Genomic DNA, 19,771 nt, shown 5'->3' with positions numbered 1-19,771 from the left:
TGTTAAGGAGTGTGACTGCATTCAATTCTAAGGCTAGACAAGGAATTCCAGGCATGCAGAATTTTTTTTACAGCGGCCGACAGAGAATCCTTAATGATATTGGAAAGCGTCGATGCGAAAAGAGGCAATCACAGAAACAAAAAAGGCGGACAATGTCCGCCTCTTAGCGCAAAGTGTAACCTTAGTTGGAAGGCATACCGCCCACTGAAGGCGCCTGACCGACACTTGGAACCGCCCGGCCAGCTTTCTCTAATTCCGCTATACGCCTGGCCAATGCCTGATTGTCCAATGCCAGATTATCCAGACGTTTTTGCAACGCGGCCATCGCCTTGGCACGCTCGGCCCCTGTTTTGTCTAAGGTTTGTATTGCTTTAGACAACTCGCTGTCAGTCTGCTGCTGGCTTTCCAGACGCTCTTTAACCGCTTCCAAATTAGCATTGCCTAAGGCCAGATCCGATTCAAGCACAGTGAACTTCTTATTGGTCTGATCGCCGGATGACTTGAGTTGCGTTCCCAATTGCTGGATCTCTTCCTGATTCCGACGCCAGGCAGAAGCCCAAAGCTTGTCCATTTGCGTCCACAACTCTTCGGTTTTTTCCGACAGTTGTCCTACCTTGGCCTGCAAGGCCACGGTGGATTGGCCCATTTCTGCATCGGTGGCAGAGAGCATACGCTCAAGTTCGCTAATTCTGTTGTTGGCTTTGCTCAGATCCTGACGGGCCAATTCACCTTGCTGGAACAACCAATACCCGCCGCCGCAAGCGCCAAGCGCCACCAGCAAAGCAATCACACCCAAAAACGTTCCACCGCCTGATTTCACCTGCACTACGGGCTCTGGTGTAGCATCTGGCTTACTTGACGAGGGTTTACCCACTGTACGGTCTCGGCGGTGGGAATGAAGATCATCTTTTTCCAGGACGAGGTTAGGGATCTCGTGCTCGAACTTATCGGTGGGCATCGCAATTCTCAGGGTGACAAACTGCTGCATATAATGACACAAAATTGGGTATAAACAGAACAGGCTGACAGCTATCTCATCCAGTATTTCTGCATACGGCACGAATTATGCGGTGAATATGCCAGCGGCGTATAATATTTGTATATACAGATTTCGTTTTTTGTACGCCACGATCGCAATTTGTGGCCATACTGGTTAACAGGCGCAACAACAATAACAACAACAGGAGCGCAACTGATATTAAGAGAAGGTGCTGTATTCATGTCATCACAATCTCCAAGCAAATCCCGTTATCACGGTTTTATGATTGCCGCCCAGCTTTGCATTGGGCTGCTTCTTTGTGGCGTTATCTATCAGCAAATTGGCCAGATGGTAGACCGCATGCAGGTTTCCGCGCCGGGCAAGTTTGTCCAGGTCGATGGTGTTAAAAACCATCTCTTTTGCACAGGTCAGGGCCACCCCACTGTCCTGCTCGAAGCCGGTGCTACTGGTTTCGCCCAAACCTGGGCTTGGGTGCAATCTTCCTTGAGTGACACCGCCAGAGTTTGCTCCTACGACCGTCCGGGTATGGGCTGGAGTCAATCTTCTGACCTGCCGGCAGATGGGCTCTCCTTGGTGAAGCATCTGAAATCCCTGCTCGATGCGGCTGACGAACAAGGTCCCTATCTGCTGGTTGGACACTCCATGGGGGGCCCACTGATGCAGATCTTTGCCGGCCATTATCCGGACGAGGTTGCCGGGCTGATCCTGGTAGATCCTGCTCATCCCCAGCAAATGGAGCGTTTTTCTGCGGATATCCGTGAAAAGTATGTGCAGTTTTATGAGTTGCTGGAAATCAGTAGCTTACTCGCTCCCACCGGATTGTTAAGATTGACCAATTATCTAGGAGATAAAGCCAAGGATCTTCCAGAGGTGGATTACCGGGTGGCCCGCCTGTTTGCCTCCTCCTCCACTCATATTGATCGCTCTGTTCAGGAGATAAGTAACTGGCAAACCACGATGGCAGAAGCCAGCCGCTTTATGAACTTTGGTAGCATGCCACTGACAGTATTGAGTGCTTCGGCTGATCCAAGAGAATCAGTCGGATTTTCAGAGCAGGTAAATAGTCTGCACGAAGAACTTTCAAAAATGTCAAAGCAAGGAAAACATATTCGTCTAGACGCAGCCGATCACTTTTCCATACTGATGCGAGAGGCCCACGCCCACAACACCAGTGAGAGTATAAAGATAATGCTCGAAGAAATCAGAGGTCAGGACGTTCAGGCAAGGCGACATCAAACGTTGTCGGGACAACCCGCGAGCTAACAGAGTTAGCGCTTCGGTTTTACATAAAACCAGCTTAATAATACCAAGAGGGCAAACAAACTGTATATCAGGGTGAATACCCAGGACGGTGCCTGGTAGTAAATAAGCTGCCCCAGCCAGTAGGCAATAAAACTGCCCCCATAAGATACTTCCCCCGCTTTTTCCCTGAGTGCCATCTCCCAAACTGTCAACGGACATAAACGTCCCAGCCAGGCCTGCAAGGCCACCACCAGAATGGCCAACAAATGAAAGAAGCGAAAACCACCATGCCGAACCCACTGCCAGCCGCGCCATGCGCCAAACATGATCAGCAGTTGGCCTAACACCACAAATAGGACTACCAGCACATGTAACATCAACAGCAAATCAGCGGCGATAAGGTATGCGGTGTCAGTCATCTTCGTCTTGCTTGACACCAAGCCACTGCGTGCTCAAGTCTGTCCTGCCCCCAAAAAGGCTCTTCAGCGGCGATAAAAAAAGGCGCGCCGAAAACGCCGCTTTGCATGGCCTCCTCAGTGGACTGACGCAACTTATCCTTGGCATCTTGTGATTGGGCATTGGTCAGTATTTGCTGGGGATCTAATCCCAACCCTATCAGCAGATGAGCCAATACCGTGGTATCCGCAATATCCTTATCCTGCTGAAAGTTGGCGCAATATACTTGGCGCACAAACTCAGGCAGCCAGGATGCCTGTTCGTACCAGCAAGCAATGCGTGCAGCAATCAGACCATTACGCGGAAATTCACTAGGTTGCTGCCAGACAAGCTCTATGTCCGCACATAGCCGCTGCATATCGCGCCACATATAGTTGGCTTTGTGAGGATGTTTGAGCATAGGCGTGTTATCCAGTCCATGAGACTTGAAAATGGCCCCCAACAAAAACGCACGCCAACGAAGGGAAACGCCGGCCTCTGTGGCCAGTTTTTCTACCCGCATTGCCGCCAGATAACTGTAAGGACTGGCAAAGTCGAACCAAAAATCGATGGTCTGCATGACACCTCTTGTGGCTTGATCTAAGACAAGGCGAAATGTGCTTGCTCTGGCTATTCTAGTACAGACCGCGCTTAGTACAGACTGTGAAGAAGCAGTCAGCCAGATACATTGGAGCCGAAGATGCTTGTTAAAGATATAATGACCACCAAGTTACATACACTCACCAACCAGGCAACCTTGCAGGATGCCCATAAAATGAGTCGTGAGTTTGGCATTCGTCATATTCCGGTGCTGGATGCCAAAAGTGGTAAATTCGTGGGTGTGGTCACCCAAAAGGCGCTGGTGTCCCGCGTGATGAAATTGGCCAATCTATATGGGCAGTCCGAGCTGGATGAGCAGGAAAAACGGGTGCCTATCATGGAAGTAGCGGTAGTCGATTGTGACAAACGCAGCGAAGACCAACCGCTTCTGGAAGTGGCTGAATATTTTCTATCTCATAAGCATGGTTGTTTGCCGGTGGTGGACAAAGAAGACAAACTAAAAGGGATTATTACCAGCTCTGACTTTGTTAAGCTGTCGATAAAATTACTCAGTCAGAGTTAAGGTTTTCAGCAGTTTCGCGCCACCGGCCGTGTGGTGACAATCCAGCCTGAAAATTCGTCGCCAGTCTTAACGCATGCCCCTACCCGGCCGGGGCCGGGAAGGCAATCTTGAGAGTACCTTATTGAAGCGTCAACCTCTGAATTTACTTTTCAAAAGGCTGACAAGCTTAGCCACTAACAAAGTTAACAAACAAATTGTTATAGAAAAAAGCGACGCAAAAATGATTCCAACCTCAATCATTGGAGCGTCATTTATTCCTTCAGTAGGAGCTTGAGTAAAAAAAATCGCCGACAGCAGTGTCGGAGGCACCAAAAACAACAAGGTGATCCTTATGGGCAGGCTTTTAACCTTAAGCAAAAATAGAGAAAACAACACACTTGCTAGCGCAACGAACCAATGAGGCATGACCTTTCTCCTTAAGGACAGGGAAGGTATAGAACATCTGGAATACATGTGCCGTAAGCACAGGTTTTGTAATAAATTGGCATAAAACAAAAACCTCTTTCATATAAATCAGGTGGAAATATAGATCCTGTACCACCATCTCCAGAACCAGTTACAGCAGACCCACTTGCATTTACAACATTTAGCTCCCCTCTTAGCGCCATGCAATTCCATCCCTTATTACCGCAATATGCTAACAGGGCCAATTCATTAGATACAACAAACTCATGATAAACATATGCCATTGACATCAACGTGCCGAACGCAATTTCATAGGGAATTAGAAAATCCTGATATATTTCCCCTGCCACTTTATTGGAAATACTTCTCATCTGAAATAAAAAATCAGCATCACAATAAGACTTATTTCTAAATGATGTGTAACAAATATCGTGATTATTGCATGCAGGTTAAAAAGGGGCATCAGGAATATAGGCATGCGTCCAACTTTCTGGAGTACCACATCCATTTGGTTGAATGGATGAAAATGATTCAGTTACATAATTTCCCTCTACTCTCCCAATATTAAACTGCAAAATCTTCTGACTAACCAGCAGGCCAAAGTGACTCAGCAGTTCATGTTCGACTTTACTCAGACTTTTAAGTCTGTCAGGTACCAGTTCCCCCTTTTCATTCTCTTTCCAAACTATTTCCATTGCATCGGGATTTTTTATATCTACAGCATACTTTTCTCTTTGCAGACCAAGCAAACAAAGATCATCCCCCCTATCAAATTCACAAAAGGTATAGTCACCAATATCAATTTCCTTATTTAACTTTTCATACAGATGAAAATTCGGGTAGTTGCCGAACTCATCTCTAAGCTCTTCAGGGGAGAGGATATCGGCGAAGGAACTAACAGAATGTAAAAGAAAGGAAATAAAAAAGATCTTGCGAATCACCATGTACCTCCATTTACTATTGGTGAACAAAAAACACGTATTTCATCAGCTATAAACACTTCCAAAAGCAAGCATTCCTTGACGCTTCACTTTCAAGCTAAAATAACCGATTGAGGTTAAAAATAACCATGCAAAAATTCTTTGTCAATACGTGCCGCTCATTTTTTGTTCTGCATTAACTGTGGAAGTCATCGAACCATTGGAGCCAAAGATGCTTGTTAAAGATATTATGACCACCAAGTTACATACACTCACCAACCAGGCAACCTTGCAGGATGCCCATAAAATGAGTCGTGAGTTTGGCATTCGTCATATTCCGGTGCTCGATGCCAACAGTGGCAAATTTGTTGGCGTAGTCACACAAAAAGCGCTGGTGTCCCGCGTGATGAAGCTGGCCAACCTGTATGGACAGGCCGAATTGGATGAACAAGAGAGCCGGGTTCCAATTATGGATGTGGCCGTTGTGGACTGTGACAGGCGTAATGAAGAGCAAGCGCTTCTGGAAGTGGCTGAATATTTCCTGTCCCACAAACACGGCTGTCTGCCGGTGGTGGACAAAGAAGACAAATTAAAAGGGATTATTACCAGCTCTGACTTCGTCAAGCTGTCCATCAAGCTGCTCAAACAAGGTTAATTCCCGTTTTGCTCCTGAGTCGGGGAGTGAGTGATGGAGAATGATTGCATCTGATATTTTTTTAGCAGGGACTGATAGCTGTCGCTATGCAGATACGGCTCTAATGCAGCCGTAAATTTGTCCACCAGCGCTTTATCCACTAAAGGGCTGAAAGCAAAATAAACAGGGATAGGCTCAACATCGGCCAGTGCCTCAATCTGCTTACTTGGACCATAAGATCGGGAAAACCAGCGATGCCGGCTCTTAGCCGCCAACGCCAACTCTAATTTTCCCAGTTGCATCAGCTTAAATAATAACTTTTCGTTCTCTATTTCCTGGCGCTGAAAAGAATAATTGCCGTCGATGACCTGACCATACGAGTAGTTTCGCACCACACCGATATAATGAGGTGCAACACTCTCCAATTTGCCCTGATAGTTGATAGGACAAGGGCTGGCGCAGAGAAGAGAAATCATGTCCAGTAAATACGCCGGGTGCACATATTGGAATTTAGGTAAGCGTTCCTGGTTTTCGTAGATCACGGTCACCAAATCCACCTGGCCCGCCTCCAGTTCGCTCAATAACCTCGTCCAGGCCCGGCGCTTGATTACATAGGGTTGCTCAATGCTTGCAAGCACCTGCTCCACTATTTCGATAGAAATTCCGGTGGTCCTGTCGTTGCGACTGTAGTAGAAAGGACCATAATCCACGTCCCCCAGACCAATACTTAGCGGCTCTGCCGCTGTCACCTGATATGAGCCGGCACAAAGCCCAAAGATAAAATACCAAGCGTATGCACACCGTCTTTTAAACATGCAAAAAACCTATCATTAAAACCATTCGCTGGGCGTCTTCTTTAATGGTAGCGGTTCAATGACAGATTGCTTGTTTCCAGGCTAACGCTTTTTCTTTCTCAGGCGGATGTATAAGGTGCGGGTGACTTTGGCGACAACCTCTCCTTGCTCATTATGAATATTGACCGGCAGGACTTTCAGAAGTTTTTCGCCGCTGGCGGTGGCCGATTTGATTTCAGAAAGCAAATCGTCACTAATCTCAAAGTCGGCACTCACCCTCCCCCGGCCAGGCAAGCAGTATTCGATGGTGCCGGCCTGATCCCAGACGATATAATCCTTGCCCAGATTCTGCAGCAACATCAGCATATAAAAGGGATCGGTCATACTGGACAGATTACCGCCGTAATGGGTGCCCACATAATTGCGGTTGTACCAGCGTAGCGGCATCTCTACACGCAGGTAGCGATAGCTGTCTTCTATCTTTGCCACCTTTATACCGGCACCGATAAAAGGTGGGTAACAGTTCATCATCAGCTTGAACCAACGGGCTTTCATTTGCGCTCTCTGTTCACGATTTTGCAGCAGTCTGCCAGATCTGGTCTGACCTGTCATCCAGGCCCCATCAAAAACAACAAAGCCACCCGAAGGTGGCTTTGTAATTCCAACATACTGAGATTAAGAAGAGAGTTCTGCCTGTAAGCGCTCGTGGCTGACTTTTTCCGTTTCCACGTATTTGCTCCATTGCTGAGCCATACGCTTGGCGGCGTCGAACTTCTCGGCCTTGGCCAGTTCATTCAGGGCATCGTTGAAGCGCTTCTTATTGAAGTAAGCCATACCCAACACCAGATGAGACAATCCGGGGTTACGTAACTGACCTTTTTCGAGGGCTTTCTGAGAAGCTGCGATGGCCTGATCGTACTTTTCCATATTCAGGTACATCTGTCCCAGCTGCGCATCTAATTCACCGTCTTCGCTCATTTCGGCTGCAGCGATCATGACAGGTACGGCCTTGTCATTCTCTTTAGCTAAAGACCAGCAGCTGGCCAGGAACTTCAGGTTACGCAGATTACGCTCCAGCACACCTTCCTTCATGGCCTGTTCCATCAGGCGTGCACCTTTAACCGGCACCTGATGGTAGTAGTAAAGCTGCGCCAGGTTGAAGACATCTGAACCGCTGGTGATATAGCCCTGCTGATAGGCAGACTCCAGTATGGCTAACTGTTTCTTTTCCTGTCCCAGCTCGCCGTACATGCCACCTAACTGCACCCAGTATTTACCGTCGTTGTAGTGCTTGATCAGCTTAGCCAGCACATCCTTGACCTTCTCTGGCTGTTTCAACTCGTAATAAATGGCGCGTTGCAAAATAAACCAGTTTTCCTCGGGTACCTTGTCCTCTTTTTCAACCAAGGCAATCGCCTCATTGATAAAACCAAGGGCTCTGGTGTAGTCCTTGTTCTGATACATAGCCTGGGCTTTAAGCAGATAGTTCTTGGCTGGGATATCGCCCTGATTCAGCTTTTCCCAGCGCTCCAAAAACGCCAGAGTCTTATCGTAGTTACCCTGCATCATATGCAACTGCGCAAGGCTGAACAGCGTGCTCATCTCGAACGCTTCCGGAATAGGCTGCTGTTTTACTACATCCTCAAAAGCCTGAATGGCCTTGTCATATTGCTCGGCGTTGTAATGAATAAAGCCATAGAAGTTATACATCATGGCTAATTCATAGCTGTTCATGGAGTGGTCTTTGGACTTGACCTCATCCAGCACAGCAATAGCTTCGCTGACCTTATCTTCATCAGCTAATGCTTGAGCGCGAGCCAACTGCTCATAAACCTTGCCACGCAAAGTAGGCACACGACGCGTTTTCTGTTCTTGCTGTTCCTGGGCATAGGCCTTGCCATCAAGCAAGGCGACCGGGGCAGTATAGGTGCCGGCAGCCAATATCACTGCCAACGCCAGTTTACTTAATGTCTGCTTATACATGCCTCTCACCTTAACCATCAATCTGGAAAGTAATGCGGTTCTGAATGCCGGACACTTCCATGGCTTCGCCGTTTACCACGCGAGGTTTGTATTTGAACTTCAGAGCGGCATCGATAGCCGCTTGTTCAAACAACCCTTCTGGATTGGCCTCTACCACAATGGGATCGCGCACAGAGCCTTGCTTAGTCACGGTGAACTCGACTATCACATAACCTTCAATACCGCGCTGCAAGGCCCTACGGGGGTACACCGGCGCCACTTTAACGATAGGCAAATATTCACCGTCACCGCCTTCAAGAGCCAACCCGCCGCTTAAGGCCATATCACCGCCCACATCGGCACTGAAATCCATCCCTGCACCACCTTCAGCATTCGGGGTGGGGCTGTCCATCTGCGGCTGCTCCATGGGCGGAGGCGGCTCCTCCGGCTTTGGTGGCTTTTTGGGTTTGCGATCTTTTTGCTGAACCTGTTCGTCTTCTTTCACCCGCACAAAGTCCAGCACACTGCCCACCGGCGGCTCCGTCAGGGCACTGCCACCGCTTTGGATCAGGGACTGCATCAAATAGAAGAGTCCCAGCGTTACCGCGGCGGCCAATATCAGTGCTATCAGAAGTCTTGGCATTGTTTCTTACTCTTGTGCGGCGATGGATACGTCAAACACACCAGCGGCGCGCGACGCATCCATGACTTTGATCAAGGTCTCAGTAGTGGCTTTCTTATCGGCCTGGATCACCACGCTACCCTGCGGGTTTTCCGCATACAGACGCTCGATGTTGGCTTGAATGGCACGCTCATCAACACGGCGCTTGTTGATCCAAATTTCATTCTTGTCACTGATAGCCACCAGGATATTGGCGCGATCTTTTTTCACCGCGGTAGCGGCCTCAGGGCGGTTTACATCGATACCGGCTTCTTTAACGAAAGAGGCGGTTACGATAAAGAAGATCAACATAATAAAGACCACGTCCAGCATGGGCGTCAGGTCGATAGTGGCTTCTTCTTCGTCTACCAGGTTCTGAAAATGCTGTTTCATAAAATTCTCTCTGCAAAAGCGGGCACAGGCCCTGCCTTAATGATCCAATGCCATGGCGTCTTCTAAATGCGTTTTCTCTCGCTTGCTCATGCGCGTCAGCCAGGTTGAGGCAAACACACCGGACAGTGCACCCACCATGCCCGCCATTGTCGGAATAGTGGCTTTAGACACACCGGACGCCATGGAGCGGGCATTGCCCGAACCGGAAATGGCCATCACATCGAACACTTCAATCATGCCGGTTACTGTGCCCATCAGACCCAGCAGCGGACACAAAGCAACCAGTGCCTGAATAACCGGAATACTGCCATTAAGCTTAATGGTCAGTCTGGAAATCATGGCCTGGCGAATTTGTTCTGCCGCCCAGGACGCTCTGTCTTGTCTGGCATTCCAGCGGGCAACGGCATCCTTTTTGAGCCCTTTGTACCAGACGCTGTAGAACAGCGCGCGCTCCAGGATCAGCAGCCACATCACAAAGATCAGCAGACCGATTACCAGCAGTACCTGGCCACCGGTTTCGGTGAAATCACGTATCGCTTCAAAAAACTCGACAAACATGTTGTTAGTCGCTCCTCTTACGGCGTGGCAGCGCCACGCACTTAAACCTACTCTGGGCCGACCTCAGTCAGCGTCAGGCGGGCAGAGTCTGCCCGCCGCCGTTATCAGCTGCGCTCAGCGCGCTCGGCGATAACACCAGAAGCTTGTTCTTGAAGGATGAACACGATGTTCTTACTACGAGTGTTCAGCATGGCGTACAGCAAGGTCATGGGGATGGCGACAACCAGACCCAATACCGTGGTAACCAACGCGGTAGAGATACCACCCGCCATCAATTTGGGGTCACCGGTACCAAACAGGGTGATGGCCTGGAAGGTATTGATCATACCGGTAACGGTACCCAGAAGACCCATCAGCGGCGCCACCACAGAGATAATCTTGATAATGGTCAGGTTACGACCAAGCTTTGGAACTTCGCCCAAAATGGCTTCGGTTAACTTCAGTTCAAGGGTTTCAGTATCCACTTGGGGGAAGTCTTCACGCACTTTCAGTACGCGGCCCAGCGGGTTATTGGTATTGATTTGCTTGGACTTCAGCTGCTTGTCCACTTTGGTTTTGATCAGCGTCAGGCTGATCAGACGCTCCAGTGCCAACAACAAACCGATGGCACCCACAGCAAGGATGATATAACCGACCAGACCACCCTGCTCGATGCGCTCTTGCAGGTTAGGGGCTTGTACCAGCAGACCCAGAATTGAACCGCCTGTCGGATCAAGACCGAATTCAACCAGTTCACCATTGGAGGCTTGCAGTTCACCAGCGCTTTCACCATAACGCGAAGCGGGTTGGCGCAACAATTCAGCAACGGTGCCGGTGGCAGGGTTCATATCAAGATACTTACCGTCTGATACCAGAGCGAAAGAGCCCACACGCACCACTTCTTTAGCCACTTTGTTACCAGAGGCTTCCACCACATCGGTATTAAACTTGGTGACTTTGCCGGATTCGGTCATCTCGCGCTGGATTTCAAACCATACGCGCTCTATTTCTTCAATAGAGGCCAGCTTAGAGCTTGAGCCCATAGACTGTGCCAACTCATCCAAGAAGGCAGCGCGACCGGGGATCTGGGCAGAGATAACAGAGTTCTGGAACTTGCCTTTGGTGTCGCCGGCCACTTGCTGCAGCACACCAAACAGCTCTTTGAGTGAACCCAGACGGGTGTTCAAGGCTTCGTTCAGATCGGCCAGTTTAAATTCATTTTCCTGGAAACCCCGCTCCAGGGTTTCGCTGTTTTTCAGTTGCTGGTCGCGACGAGCTGCCACTTCACGCAGCATCTGGTCTTGCTCAGCCACTTTGGCAGCAAACTCTCGCTCACGGGCTTGATTGTCTTTGCTCTGGGCAATCTTGCCTTCTTCCAGTTGCTTCAGCAGCGCATCCAGATCCAGAGCTTTGTCCTGGGCCAGCACCGCTGTGCTCACCAAAGAAGCCATTAGGGCACCAGTGATTAACTTAATAACGTTTTTCATTGTCATGCTTCTCTTAGTCGGTGATGGCTACAGGCAGGGACAGCAGATCAGGGGCCAATTGTTTCTTGGCCATACGCAGACCTTTGGTCACCTGAGTGCGGTAGCTGGAATCCAGCTCTTCCCACTGACGGGTTTGCTTGTTCCAAATACCTTGCATACCGGCATCGCGGGTCTGATAAATCAATGCAGTGCGGCCAACGCGCAGGAACTCTACATCGCGCTCCTGGCCATCGATGGTGTGCAGGCCACTGTATGCTTCCAGGGTGCGACCGTAGTCCATTTCCACCTGATAGGCTTCCATCACGCGACGGAACTTCTCTGACACAGCCACATCGGCTCTGTCCATCATCGACTTGAGGTCAGCCAGACGCTTGCTGCGCTCTTCTGGCAGGAAAGGCACATCCAGCGCCACAAACTGCTCAAGACCCTCAATCATACGTAGCATCAAGGGCGTGATTTGACGCTCAACAACGCTCACTTCATCAATAGCAGCGCGCAGCTCTTCCATCTCTTTCATTTGGTTGTCGATCTGCTTTTGCAACTGGCTGTTGTATACCAGCAGGCCATCAATTTCTTTGTTGATGGTTTTAAAACGCTGCAGCTTGTTGTCAATCTGATCGGTCATCTTGTCGATCTTTTCCTGAGAGCCGGCGGCAGATTCATTGATCTGAGTCGCGGCTTTCACGGCAGGTTCAAGATACTTGTCTTCTTGCGCCAGTGCTGGATTGGCTACTGCCATGGTAGTGGCGAGAAACGCCAGCGGAAGTAGTTTCGAAAGCGTCATACTGTCAAACCCTAGTTAAAAAAAAGACCAGCGGGATACTGATCTTAGAATTCGGGCACAGGATAGGCGGAATCTGTGACGGTTTTATTACAGATAAGTGACTGGCCGCAGATTATTATGAAAAGCGAAGGGCTGCGAACGCAGCCCTTTGTAATATAGAAGCTTTTTAAGAAATATCTTCAGAACTCATACTTATAGCTGACACTGAAACCGATTCCGCGGGTCTCCGAGCGAATCAAGGTGTCTTCAAAAGAGATTTCTTTCTTCTCATCGAGGATATTTTCAATACGGAACTTCAGGTTCGAATTGAAATCCGGATAGTAGGTGTAAACCAAATCCAGTGAGTGGAAAGGTTGCTCGTAAGAATCATCACGGCCTTCGATGCCAGGGATGATGATACGCTCACCAAATACGTTATACACTAAGGACGCACTGTGGTTACCATTATCTGAGTCATAACCCAACTGCATGTTAACAACGTACTCTGAGTGTCCGGTCAGACGACGGGTGGTATTGGTAATTGCCGCAGAAACACCGGTCTGTTCAACAATCCGCTGAGTATCCAACTGAATTTCAGAGTCAGACAAGGTCACGTTACCGGATACGAAGAAGTTACGGCCGAAGTCACCGATAAAGCCCAGCTCTTTCAGAAACTCCACTTCCACACCGTAGACTTCACCAGTTTCGGCGTTGGCAATACGAACCAGCGGCGGACCATCCTGAGCAGGTGACTGCACCGATTCAATCGGATTGGTCATGTCTTTATAGAACAGGCCAACCGACAGGTTGTCACCGTTGTCCACATACCATTCCCAACGCAGGTCATAGTTCTTCACGTCAGTGGTTTCCAACCCTGGGGTACCACCTACAGGGAACAGCGTCAGTGGATCCAGATAGGTCGAACGGGACACTTCACGCAAGTCTGGACGCACCACAGTCTCGCCGTAGCTTAAACGTACCTGCATCTCCTGGTCCATCACATAGGTTAGGGCTAACGCGGGGTAAAGGGCATCTTCCTGGAAGGCCAGGTCAGCAAGGTCATCTGCTGTGGCATCAGAAGGCAAATCGATGGTGCCATCCTGGGGAACCAACGGCACTACGGCCTGACGGAAGTCTTCCCAACGCAAACCGCCGCTGATACGCCATTTATTATCGAAGAAGAAGTCCCCTTCGAAGTAATAGGCATCGACCATCTGTGCAGACAAATAATCGTCACCGGCGATGGTTGTGTCATTCAGCAAAGAGAAACGCAATGGTGTGCTGCCAATCACGCTATCAGATAACACATCATTAAGCTCTGAACCGGTCAGCAAGCTGGAATCGGTCAGGGCACGAGTGTTGATATCGAAACGGCGGTTAGTCGCAGTGCGGTTTTTCTGAATAAAATCGGCACCGGTTTTCAGTTCGATTTCCCACTTGCCAACACCGAGCGGAAGATTGAGGTTCCAACCGTAGTTTTCGACCTCATCATCCAAGTCCTGGAAGTTGTAACGAGCGGCGGTGGTAGCGTTATTCAGCGAGCTTTCTGCAACCTTGTCAAAGATGCCATCTTCGTTTCTGTCACTCAGGATAAAACGAGCCTGCATATTGCCGGGTGCATAGCGGCTGGAACGAGACTTGGAGTAGTACCAATCAAAACCAAGGAAATGGTAGTCAACCAAGGTATGCATGCCCTTAATCTGGTTGGCCACCATACGGCGCTCTTCATAAGAAACATCATATTCACGAATGCGCTGATCAGAGCCGAAGTTGATGTTGTTGTTATTGCCCAACTTCTCGCGCAGTTCGTCTTTGGTATCGTTGAGAATGACAGTGGTGAAGTCCACTTTGTGGTTACGGTTGTAATCCACACCCACACTGAACATACCTGACCATTTCACAGAGTGCTCGGTAGACTCTACATCATCCCAACCACGCACCAAGGTATAGGTGCCGTCCGGATCACGACGGAAGTCTTCTCCCAGGTATTGATCACTGACTTCCCAGCCGTTGTCATAACCGACTGTGCCTAAGTAACCGACACGAAAATCATCGATATCGGTGCTGTCGCCAAAGGCCACGTCGAAACCATAGTCTGGATCAACAGATTCAAGGACCGGGTCATAGTCACGATTCAGATCAAGGGCAACCTGACGGTTTTGCTCAACCGTGATGTCATCCAGGAAAGTACGCTGATCCCACAGCGACTGCAAAGCGTCAGGCGCTGCGCGGGTGCCATCATCTTTACCATCCCAGCTACTGCCGCCATTGTACCAAAAGGCATCATCCCAGTTATCGCTGTTAGTCCCCAGCTTACCGCTGATGTTAAACAACCTCTCAGAAGGGATGGTCTTCAGGCGAATATCCACGTTACCACCACCAAAGGAGGCGGGCATGGAAGGTGAGAAGGATTTCTGAACGGACAGGCTCTCGATGATATCAGAGGGGAACAAGTCTAATGGAATAACCGAGCGCGTCGGGTCCGGACTGGGTACGGTCATACCGTTTAACTGGGTACTGGAGTATCGTTCACCCAAACCACGCACATAGATAAACTTGCCGTCTACCAGGGTCAAACCGGTAATACGGCGAAGCGCCGCAGCGGCGTCACCATCACCGGTACGCGAAATTTGCTCTGCACCCATGATGTCGGCCACAAAGGCCTGTTCTTTTCTTTCTTGCAACACGGCAGTGGCGGTGCCCTTTAAACGGGTACCCGTGGCCACTACTTCTTCAATCATTTGATCTTCAGTCTCTTGCGCCACCGCGCCTTGGGCGGAGATGGCGGCAAGCACTGCGGCTGTCAGACTCGCTAAGGGAAACCTGTTGGCACGCATGATAATCTCTTACCTCTTGTTTGTGCTCTGCACCTTAAGCTTCGCTCTGGGTGCAAGGCTAAAAGCGCTTGGCTTTTAGCATGAGTGTCTCTGTTAGGTCACCAAATTTGGCGAATTTTTTTCGGGTTTGCTTCGACATTCGAAAACACAAACCGCAGATGGGAAAAATCCAGCGCACCGACTAGCAGTGCGCTGGTCCATCTTAGAGACTTACTCCAGACCTACAGTCCAGCCAGCAGTCCAGTTATTGCTTTCTTTTACTGCACCGATATGGTCGGCGTTGCTGAAGAAGGCATCACCAGTGAAATCTTTGGCAGCAGCACCGCTAACAGTGAAGATACCGTTGACTGCTTCGGCGCGGGTAGCGGCTACGCTGTTACCGGCCTGAGCCAGGAACCAATCTTGCAGTTGTACGTCAGTGGCTTTCTGCTTGAAGTTTTCACCGTTTTCACAGGCCATCACGGAGTTGGTCATCACGATACCACCGTTAGACAGGTTGCCCTGGGTAACCGCTTCAGATTCCACTTCCAAACACTCGCCCATGTTGGCGGGGCCAGTCACGATAACGTTGTACAGCTTCGCCATTGTACCCTCACGCAGATAGATACCCTCAGACTCGTCGGTACCTTTGAAGGTATTACCGATAATGGTCAGGTTGGCGATCATGGGGTTAGACTGTGGCTGCTTGTCTGGGTTAGAGCCATCGTTGTCGGCTTCGATACCACGGTTGGCGTCAGTGTTGTCAGGGTTCTGGCGAACCAGAACGTACTGCATCTTACCGCGATAACCGTTGTCCCAGTCGATGCTGTCGTCCTGGATATTGGTCAGTACCACGTACTTGAAGTTAACGCTACCACCGAACATTTCGATACCGTCGTCGGCGTTGTTATGCACCTGCAGGTACTCAACAGTAGTACCAGAGCCTACGCCACCGAAAGTAATACCGTTGAGTTCGTTGTCAGGCGCGATTTCAAAGCCACCGTTCATCACGCGAACATAACGCAGTACACCAGAGTTGTCGGTGTCGATAGTACCACCGAACACTGCACCTTCTTGCGCACCTTCAACTTGCAGCGCACAGGCCGAACCGTCGGTAGGACACTTGTTAGACGGCGCATTACCCAGAATGATCATACCACCCCACTGACCGGCAGCCGTTGCTTCGCCGCGCACATCAGCCGCGGAAGTGAAGCTGATTGGCTTAGCAGCTGTACCTTCGGCCATGATCTTAGAGCCACGGCTCACGACCAGGTAATCGGCACCGGTACGACCAAATACGGTGACACCAGGTTCAACAGTCAGCGTAGCGCTGTTGGTATTGTCACCACCGATAAAGACCGGACCAGAGATAGCGTACAGGTTACCCGCAGTCAGCGTCAGATTCGCAGTATAACGACCTTCCAACTGGCAAGTAGTAGTGTTGCCGTCAGCAGGGCTGATAGCCACGGTACCGGCAGGGCAGCCTGCAGGTACTTCCGTTTCGCCTTCAGCAGCAACTTCGCCACCGCCAAAGCCAAACGCCCAGCCTTGACGCCAGTCGTTGGTACCCACTGCACCGATGAAGTTAACAGACTCGAAGAACGCACCGTCGACGGTGTTGGCAACGTCCTGACCAGCACCCAGCAAAGGTGAGCCAGACATTGGCTTGCCAGTGCTATCTAACATCACCGACTCGGAAATCGAGTTGCCCGCCTGACCTTCAAACCAGGTTTTCAGATCTACGTCGGTGCTCTTGAATTTGAAGTTTTCGCCATTGGTACAGGCCATGATGGAGTTTTCCATCTTGATCTTACCATTGCCAAGGTTTGCCTGAGTCACGGCAGAACTTTCCACCTCCAGACACTCGCCCATCTCAGAAGGACCCGTTACCACTACGTTATACAGCTGAGCACCGGTACCTTCACGCAGATAGATGCCTTCAGACTCATCGGTACCCTTGAAGTTGTTACCAATGATGGTCAGGTTAGAAATAGTAGGATTAGACTGTGGCTCTTTGTCTGGTGTAGAACCATCGTTGTCTGCTTCGATACCACGGTTGGCATCCAGACCATTCTTATCGTGCTCAACGAAAACAAACTGCATCTTGCCGCGATAACCGTTATCCCAGTCAATGCTGTCATCCTGGTTAGCGGTCAACACAACGTGCTTCATGTTCACATTACCGCCAAACATTTCAATACCGTCGTCGGCGTTGTTGTGGATCTGGATATAGTCAACAGTGGTACCTGAACCAACACCACCGAAGGTGATACCGTTCAGTTCGTTATCAGGGGCAATTTCGAAACCGGCGTGCTTAACCACTACATACTTCAGGGTACCTGAGTTATCCGCTTCATTGGTGCCGCCAAATACGGCGCCCTCTTCAGCACCTTCCACCTGAAGGGCACAAGCAGAGCCGTCGCTTGGACATTTGTTAGAAGGTGCATTACCCAACAGGATCACACCACCCCACTGACCAGCAGCGGTTTCTTCACCCACCACATCCTGCAAAGAGGTCATAATAATCGGCGCATCGGCAGAACCCGCGGCTTCAATTTTTGAGCCACGGCTTACAACCAGGTAATCATTACCTGAACGACCGAATACCACAGTACCTGGCTCGATAGTCAGGGTGGCAGAATTGGTGTTGTCGCCGCCAACGAAAGTAGCACCTGACAGGGCGTACATTACACGGGCACTGCCTGTGCTGTTAACCAGGGTGGTATCTGCCGTGATGCGGCCAGAAATCACCTGAACAATCACTTCTTCACCTAAGGCTTCAGTAGCGGCCAAAGACAGAGAAGCACTGGCAGTACCTGGAAGCGTCACTGGCGTCGGTGTTGGCGTAGGCGTTGGAGTAGGCGTCGGAGTGGGGGTCGGCGTGGGGGTTGGCGTTTCACCAACGGCATTAATATTAATGTCACCACCACAGCCAGCCAGTGCAACGGCGGCAGCAATGGCCGATGCTTTGAATAAATTCTTAAGGTCCATTGAGCTCTCCAAAAAACAACAATTCTAGTTATGCGAAAAAAGTTGCGAGCAAGAGTACCCAAGACCAGTGACACTTTTGTTACAGCTGTTCACTGTCATAAAACTTTCATCACAGGGTAGAACCTATCTTGGCAAACGCAATAAAACACAATCATTGATCTCGCTCTATTGCGAAGTGACAAAAGCGGACTAGTGTAAAAGCAGATAAAGTTAAATGAGCAACTGTATGAAACTAGAGCACTTCAAAGAAACATTGATTGCCCGTCAGGCAGAGCTGCAAGCGCAGTTGGAAGGCATTCATGCTGATTTCCGCTTGGGCCGTAGTGCCGATTCTGATGAGCAAGCGGCAGAGCGTGAAAATGAAGAAGTATTAAATGCGCTGGAAGACGGCATGCATAAGGAACTTCAGCAGATTCAATTAGCCTTGGGGCGTATTGAACATAGCAATTACTTTGACTGCAGTCATTGCGGTGGCCCCATCGATCCCAAACGCCTGGAAGCCCTGCCCTACACTACCCTTTGTATTCAATGCGCCCGCTAGGGCGGATTGAATAATACCTACCCTGGATTTCGGGGTTAGTTCCACCCTCAGCCTAACAATCCGATTAAAAAGCCAATAAATGTTACGGGTTTTTCCCACTTCGAATAAGAACGACTATGCTTGAACAAGCACTTTGCTTGTTATGGCATTGAATTTTATCCGATTTATTCGTCAAAACGAAAAGTGCTAATAAAACGCAAACAATAATTTAGGAGATGAGTCATGAAGAAAACAGCGTTTTACTGTCTTTTGGCAGCACTTTCCTTGTCCCTTGGACTAACCGCCTGTTCGGAACAGAAAACCGAAGAGAAGGCGAAAGACGTTAAAGAACAACTGGAGCAAGCTGCAGAGAAGGCTGGCGAAACTCTAGATGAAACGGCCGCAAGCATGGGCGATTCCCTGGATGAAATGAAAGAAGGTGCCAGCGACGCGGCCGATGAGATCGGCGACAATATGAGTGACGCTGCCGATGAAGTATCCGAGGGCATGGCCAACGCCGGCGATGAACTGCAAGAAGCGGCCAATGATGTAGGCAATGAAGTGGAAGATCTTTGCGAAAAGGTTAAAGAAGGCGTTGATGCCAAAGACGACGATTGTTAAATCCCCCTCTTGAGCAGTAAAAAGCAAGGCGCTCTTTTAGCGCCCTGCTTTTTACTGCTATTTGTCTTGGGTTCCCTGGCCGCAAAATACTGCAATATGCAGATCCAGATAATCTCTAAACAGCTTTTATATACCGACTATAATTAGCTTTGACCCTTTGTTTACTAACTATTTAAGGAGTCAAAATGATCATTCCTAAACACGATCTGTTCAGCGAATTCCCGCAGTACAAAGATCAAATCAATCGTCTCAGAACGTCCAGTTCCACCTTTTCTCATCTGGCCGATAAGTATCATGCGCTGGATGATGAGATCCATCGCATCGAGGAAGGCGCCATCGCCTGCGATGACTTCTATCTGGAGAGCTTGAAGAAAAAGCGTCTTTATCAAAAAGACCAGATAGTGGAATGGATTAACAGCCGTTCCCACTAACCCGCAGTGGCGGCCACCTCGGCCGCTCCCTCTTCC

Annotated in this window: 22 protein-coding genes; 6 read left to right on the top strand and 16 right to left on the bottom strand. The window is 49.6% G+C overall.

All coding sequences use genetic code 11. The features are described 5' to 3' along the window. Positions 1-181: 181 nt before the first annotated feature. On the bottom strand, positions 182-988 hold the full coding sequence (locus P2G88_RS01655) for a hypothetical protein (protein ID WP_275793873.1): 807 nt from the start codon (positions 986-988) through the stop codon (positions 182-184). Between the two features lie 231 nt (positions 989-1,219). Here P2G88_RS01655 and P2G88_RS01650 point away from each other — a divergent pair, with 231 nt between their 5' ends. Further along, positions 1,220-2,263 (top strand): alpha/beta hydrolase, encoded by a 1,044-nt coding sequence (locus P2G88_RS01650; RefSeq protein ID WP_275793872.1) that lies wholly within the window; start codon positions 1,220-1,222, stop codon positions 2,261-2,263. 5 nt (positions 2,264-2,268) lie between these two features. On the opposite strand, the gene P2G88_RS01645 is transcribed toward P2G88_RS01650, so the two are convergent. Together P2G88_RS01645 and P2G88_RS01640 are read right to left on the bottom strand one after the other, a co-directional pair. Next, positions 2,269-2,661: a DUF2784 domain-containing protein gene (locus P2G88_RS01645; RefSeq protein ID WP_275793871.1), complete on the bottom strand. Its 393-nt coding sequence runs from the start codon at positions 2,659-2,661 to the stop codon at positions 2,269-2,271. Further along, complete coding sequence (locus P2G88_RS01640; RefSeq protein WP_275793870.1) at positions 2,658-3,257, bottom strand: 2-hydroxychromene-2-carboxylate isomerase; 600 nt, start codon at positions 3,255-3,257, stop codon at positions 2,658-2,660. The genes P2G88_RS01645 and P2G88_RS01640 overlap by 4 nt, the downstream gene beginning before the upstream one ends. A gap of 120 nt (positions 3,258-3,377) precedes the next feature. Between P2G88_RS01640 and P2G88_RS01635 the strand changes: the two genes are divergently transcribed. Beyond that, on the top strand, positions 3,378-3,800 hold the full coding sequence (locus tag P2G88_RS01635) for a CBS domain-containing protein (RefSeq protein ID WP_275793869.1): 423 nt from the start codon (positions 3,378-3,380) through the stop codon (positions 3,798-3,800). Between the two features lie 129 nt (positions 3,801-3,929). Here P2G88_RS01635 and P2G88_RS01630 read toward each other — a convergent pair whose 3' ends face one another. The 3 genes from P2G88_RS01630 to P2G88_RS01620 form a co-directional block, all read right to left on the bottom strand. Further along, on the bottom strand, positions 3,930-4,205 hold the full coding sequence (locus P2G88_RS01630; protein ID WP_275793868.1) for a hypothetical protein: 276 nt from the start codon (positions 4,203-4,205) through the stop codon (positions 3,930-3,932). A gap of 11 nt (positions 4,206-4,216) precedes the next feature. After that, a complete protein-coding gene (locus P2G88_RS01625; RefSeq protein WP_275793867.1) occupies positions 4,217-4,576 on the bottom strand; it encodes a hypothetical protein in 360 nt (119 codons plus the stop codon). 78 nt (positions 4,577-4,654) lie between these two features. Then, complete coding sequence (locus P2G88_RS01620; protein WP_275793866.1) at positions 4,655-5,149, bottom strand: hypothetical protein; 495 nt, start codon at positions 5,147-5,149, stop codon at positions 4,655-4,657. A 208-nt stretch (positions 5,150-5,357) separates the two neighbouring features. Here P2G88_RS01620 and P2G88_RS01615 point away from each other — a divergent pair, with 208 nt between their 5' ends. Next, entirely contained in the window at positions 5,358-5,780 is a 423-nt protein-coding gene (locus P2G88_RS01615) for a CBS domain-containing protein (protein WP_275793865.1), read from the top strand. Here P2G88_RS01615 and P2G88_RS01610 read toward each other — a convergent pair. The 10 genes from P2G88_RS01610 to P2G88_RS01565 form a co-directional block, all read right to left on the bottom strand. Then, positions 5,777-6,574, bottom strand: a complete 798-nt coding sequence (locus P2G88_RS01610; RefSeq protein ID WP_275793864.1) for a transporter substrate-binding domain-containing protein — start codon at positions 6,572-6,574, stop codon at positions 5,777-5,779. The two genes, P2G88_RS01615 and P2G88_RS01610, sit on opposite strands and share 4 nt — an antisense overlap. 81 nt (positions 6,575-6,655) lie before the next feature. Beyond that, positions 6,656-7,108 (bottom strand): DUF4442 domain-containing protein, encoded by a 453-nt coding sequence (locus P2G88_RS01605; protein WP_275793863.1) that lies wholly within the window; start codon positions 7,106-7,108, stop codon positions 6,656-6,658. A 120-nt stretch (positions 7,109-7,228) separates the two neighbouring features. Next, entirely contained in the window at positions 7,229-8,536 is a 1,308-nt protein-coding gene (locus tag P2G88_RS01600; protein ID WP_275793862.1) for a tetratricopeptide repeat protein, read from the bottom strand. Between the two features lie 10 nt (positions 8,537-8,546). Further along, positions 8,547-9,158, bottom strand: a complete 612-nt coding sequence (locus P2G88_RS01595) for an energy transducer TonB (protein ID WP_275793861.1) — start codon at positions 9,156-9,158, stop codon at positions 8,547-8,549. A gap of 6 nt (positions 9,159-9,164) precedes the next feature. Beyond that, the gene (locus P2G88_RS01590) at positions 9,165-9,569 is read right to left on the bottom strand and encodes a biopolymer transporter ExbD (RefSeq protein ID WP_275793860.1); all 405 of its coding nucleotides are present in this window, start codon (positions 9,567-9,569) and stop codon (positions 9,165-9,167) included. A gap of 36 nt (positions 9,570-9,605) precedes the next feature. Further along, a complete protein-coding gene (locus P2G88_RS01585) occupies positions 9,606-10,127 on the bottom strand; it encodes a MotA/TolQ/ExbB proton channel family protein (protein ID WP_275793859.1) in 522 nt (173 codons plus the stop codon). Positions 10,128-10,231: 104 nt separating this feature from the next. After that, entirely contained in the window at positions 10,232-11,593 is a 1,362-nt protein-coding gene (locus tag P2G88_RS01580) for a MotA/TolQ/ExbB proton channel family protein (protein WP_275793858.1), read from the bottom strand. A gap of 13 nt (positions 11,594-11,606) precedes the next feature. Continuing rightward, positions 11,607-12,377 carry a DUF3450 domain-containing protein gene (locus P2G88_RS01575; protein WP_275793857.1) on the bottom strand — a complete coding sequence of 257 codons (771 nt, stop codon included), beginning with the start codon at positions 12,375-12,377 and terminating at the stop codon, positions 11,607-11,609. Positions 12,378-12,556: 179 nt separating this feature from the next. Continuing rightward, positions 12,557-15,193 (bottom strand): TonB-dependent receptor, encoded by a 2,637-nt coding sequence (locus P2G88_RS01570; RefSeq protein WP_275793856.1) that lies wholly within the window; start codon positions 15,191-15,193, stop codon positions 12,557-12,559. Positions 15,194-15,403: 210 nt separating this feature from the next. Beyond that, complete coding sequence (locus tag P2G88_RS01565) at positions 15,404-18,163, bottom strand: hypothetical protein (protein ID WP_275793855.1); 2,760 nt, start codon at positions 18,161-18,163, stop codon at positions 15,404-15,406. A gap of 226 nt (positions 18,164-18,389) precedes the next feature. Here P2G88_RS01565 and P2G88_RS01560 point away from each other — a divergent pair, with 226 nt between their 5' ends. The 3 genes from P2G88_RS01560 (at position 18,390) to P2G88_RS01550 (ending at position 19,735) form a co-directional block, all read left to right on the top strand. Beyond that, positions 18,390-18,704: a TraR/DksA C4-type zinc finger protein gene (locus P2G88_RS01560; protein ID WP_275793854.1), complete on the top strand. Its 315-nt coding sequence runs from the start codon at positions 18,390-18,392 to the stop codon at positions 18,702-18,704. Positions 18,705-18,926: 222 nt separating this feature from the next. Then, positions 18,927-19,304, top strand: coding sequence for a hypothetical protein (locus P2G88_RS01555; protein WP_275793853.1), 378 nt, complete (start codon positions 18,927-18,929; stop codon positions 19,302-19,304). A 185-nt stretch (positions 19,305-19,489) separates the two neighbouring features. Then, on the top strand, positions 19,490-19,735 hold the full coding sequence (locus P2G88_RS01550) for a YdcH family protein (RefSeq protein ID WP_275793852.1): 246 nt from the start codon (positions 19,490-19,492) through the stop codon (positions 19,733-19,735). Positions 19,736-19,771: the final 36 nt, after the last annotated feature.

It is taken from the genome of Aliiglaciecola sp. CAU 1673 (assembly GCF_029223185.1).
In the GTDB taxonomy this organism is placed as follows: domain Bacteria; phylum Pseudomonadota; class Gammaproteobacteria; order Enterobacterales; family Alteromonadaceae; genus Bowmanella.
This window is presented reverse-complemented; position numbering and strand designations above follow the sequence as displayed.

What these genes read in the sequence shown, in the direction of transcription:
- P2G88_RS01560 (WP_275793854.1), top strand. Translation starts at nt 18,390, where the DNA reads ATGAAACTAGAGCACTTCAAAGAAACATTGATTGCCCGTCAGGCAGAG.
- P2G88_RS01565 (WP_275793855.1), bottom strand. Translation starts at nt 18,163, where the DNA reads ATGGACCTTAAGAATTTATTCAAAGCATCGGCCATTGCTGCCGCCGTT.
- P2G88_RS01630 (WP_275793868.1), bottom strand. Translation starts at nt 4,205, where the DNA reads ATGCCTCATTGGTTCGTTGCGCTAGCAAGTGTGTTGTTTTCTCTATTT.
- P2G88_RS01605 (WP_275793863.1), bottom strand. Translation starts at nt 7,108, where the DNA reads ATGAAAGCCCGTTGGTTCAAGCTGATGATGAACTGTTACCCACCTTTT.
- P2G88_RS01570 (WP_275793856.1), bottom strand. Translation starts at nt 15,193, where the DNA reads ATGCGTGCCAACAGGTTTCCCTTAGCGAGTCTGACAGCCGCAGTGCTT.
- P2G88_RS01550 (WP_275793852.1), top strand. Translation starts at nt 19,490, where the DNA reads ATGATCATTCCTAAACACGATCTGTTCAGCGAATTCCCGCAGTACAAA.
- P2G88_RS01655 (WP_275793873.1), bottom strand. Translation starts at nt 988, where the DNA reads ATGCAGCAGTTTGTCACCCTGAGAATTGCGATGCCCACCGATAAGTTC.
- P2G88_RS01600 (WP_275793862.1), bottom strand. Translation starts at nt 8,536, where the DNA reads ATGTATAAGCAGACATTAAGTAAACTGGCGTTGGCAGTGATATTGGCT.
- P2G88_RS01585 (WP_275793859.1), bottom strand. Translation starts at nt 10,127, where the DNA reads ATGTTTGTCGAGTTTTTTGAAGCGATACGTGATTTCACCGAAACCGGT.
- P2G88_RS01575 (WP_275793857.1), bottom strand. Translation starts at nt 12,377, where the DNA reads ATGACGCTTTCGAAACTACTTCCGCTGGCGTTTCTCGCCACTACCATG.
- P2G88_RS01625 (WP_275793867.1), bottom strand. Translation starts at nt 4,576, where the DNA reads ATGAGAAGTATTTCCAATAAAGTGGCAGGGGAAATATATCAGGATTTT.
- P2G88_RS01555 (WP_275793853.1), top strand. Translation starts at nt 18,927, where the DNA reads ATGAAGAAAACAGCGTTTTACTGTCTTTTGGCAGCACTTTCCTTGTCC.
- P2G88_RS01635 (WP_275793869.1), top strand. Translation starts at nt 3,378, where the DNA reads ATGCTTGTTAAAGATATAATGACCACCAAGTTACATACACTCACCAAC.
- P2G88_RS01590 (WP_275793860.1), bottom strand. Translation starts at nt 9,569, where the DNA reads ATGAAACAGCATTTTCAGAACCTGGTAGACGAAGAAGAAGCCACTATC.
- P2G88_RS01620 (WP_275793866.1), bottom strand. Translation starts at nt 5,149, where the DNA reads ATGGTGATTCGCAAGATCTTTTTTATTTCCTTTCTTTTACATTCTGTT.
- P2G88_RS01645 (WP_275793871.1), bottom strand. Translation starts at nt 2,661, where the DNA reads ATGACTGACACCGCATACCTTATCGCCGCTGATTTGCTGTTGATGTTA.
- P2G88_RS01580 (WP_275793858.1), bottom strand. Translation starts at nt 11,593, where the DNA reads ATGAAAAACGTTATTAAGTTAATCACTGGTGCCCTAATGGCTTCTTTG.
- P2G88_RS01650 (WP_275793872.1), top strand. Translation starts at nt 1,220, where the DNA reads ATGTCATCACAATCTCCAAGCAAATCCCGTTATCACGGTTTTATGATT.
- P2G88_RS01615 (WP_275793865.1), top strand. Translation starts at nt 5,358, where the DNA reads ATGCTTGTTAAAGATATTATGACCACCAAGTTACATACACTCACCAAC.
- P2G88_RS01610 (WP_275793864.1), bottom strand. Translation starts at nt 6,574, where the DNA reads ATGTTTAAAAGACGGTGTGCATACGCTTGGTATTTTATCTTTGGGCTT.
- P2G88_RS01595 (WP_275793861.1), bottom strand. Translation starts at nt 9,158, where the DNA reads ATGCCAAGACTTCTGATAGCACTGATATTGGCCGCCGCGGTAACGCTG.
- P2G88_RS01640 (WP_275793870.1), bottom strand. Translation starts at nt 3,257, where the DNA reads ATGCAGACCATCGATTTTTGGTTCGACTTTGCCAGTCCTTACAGTTAT.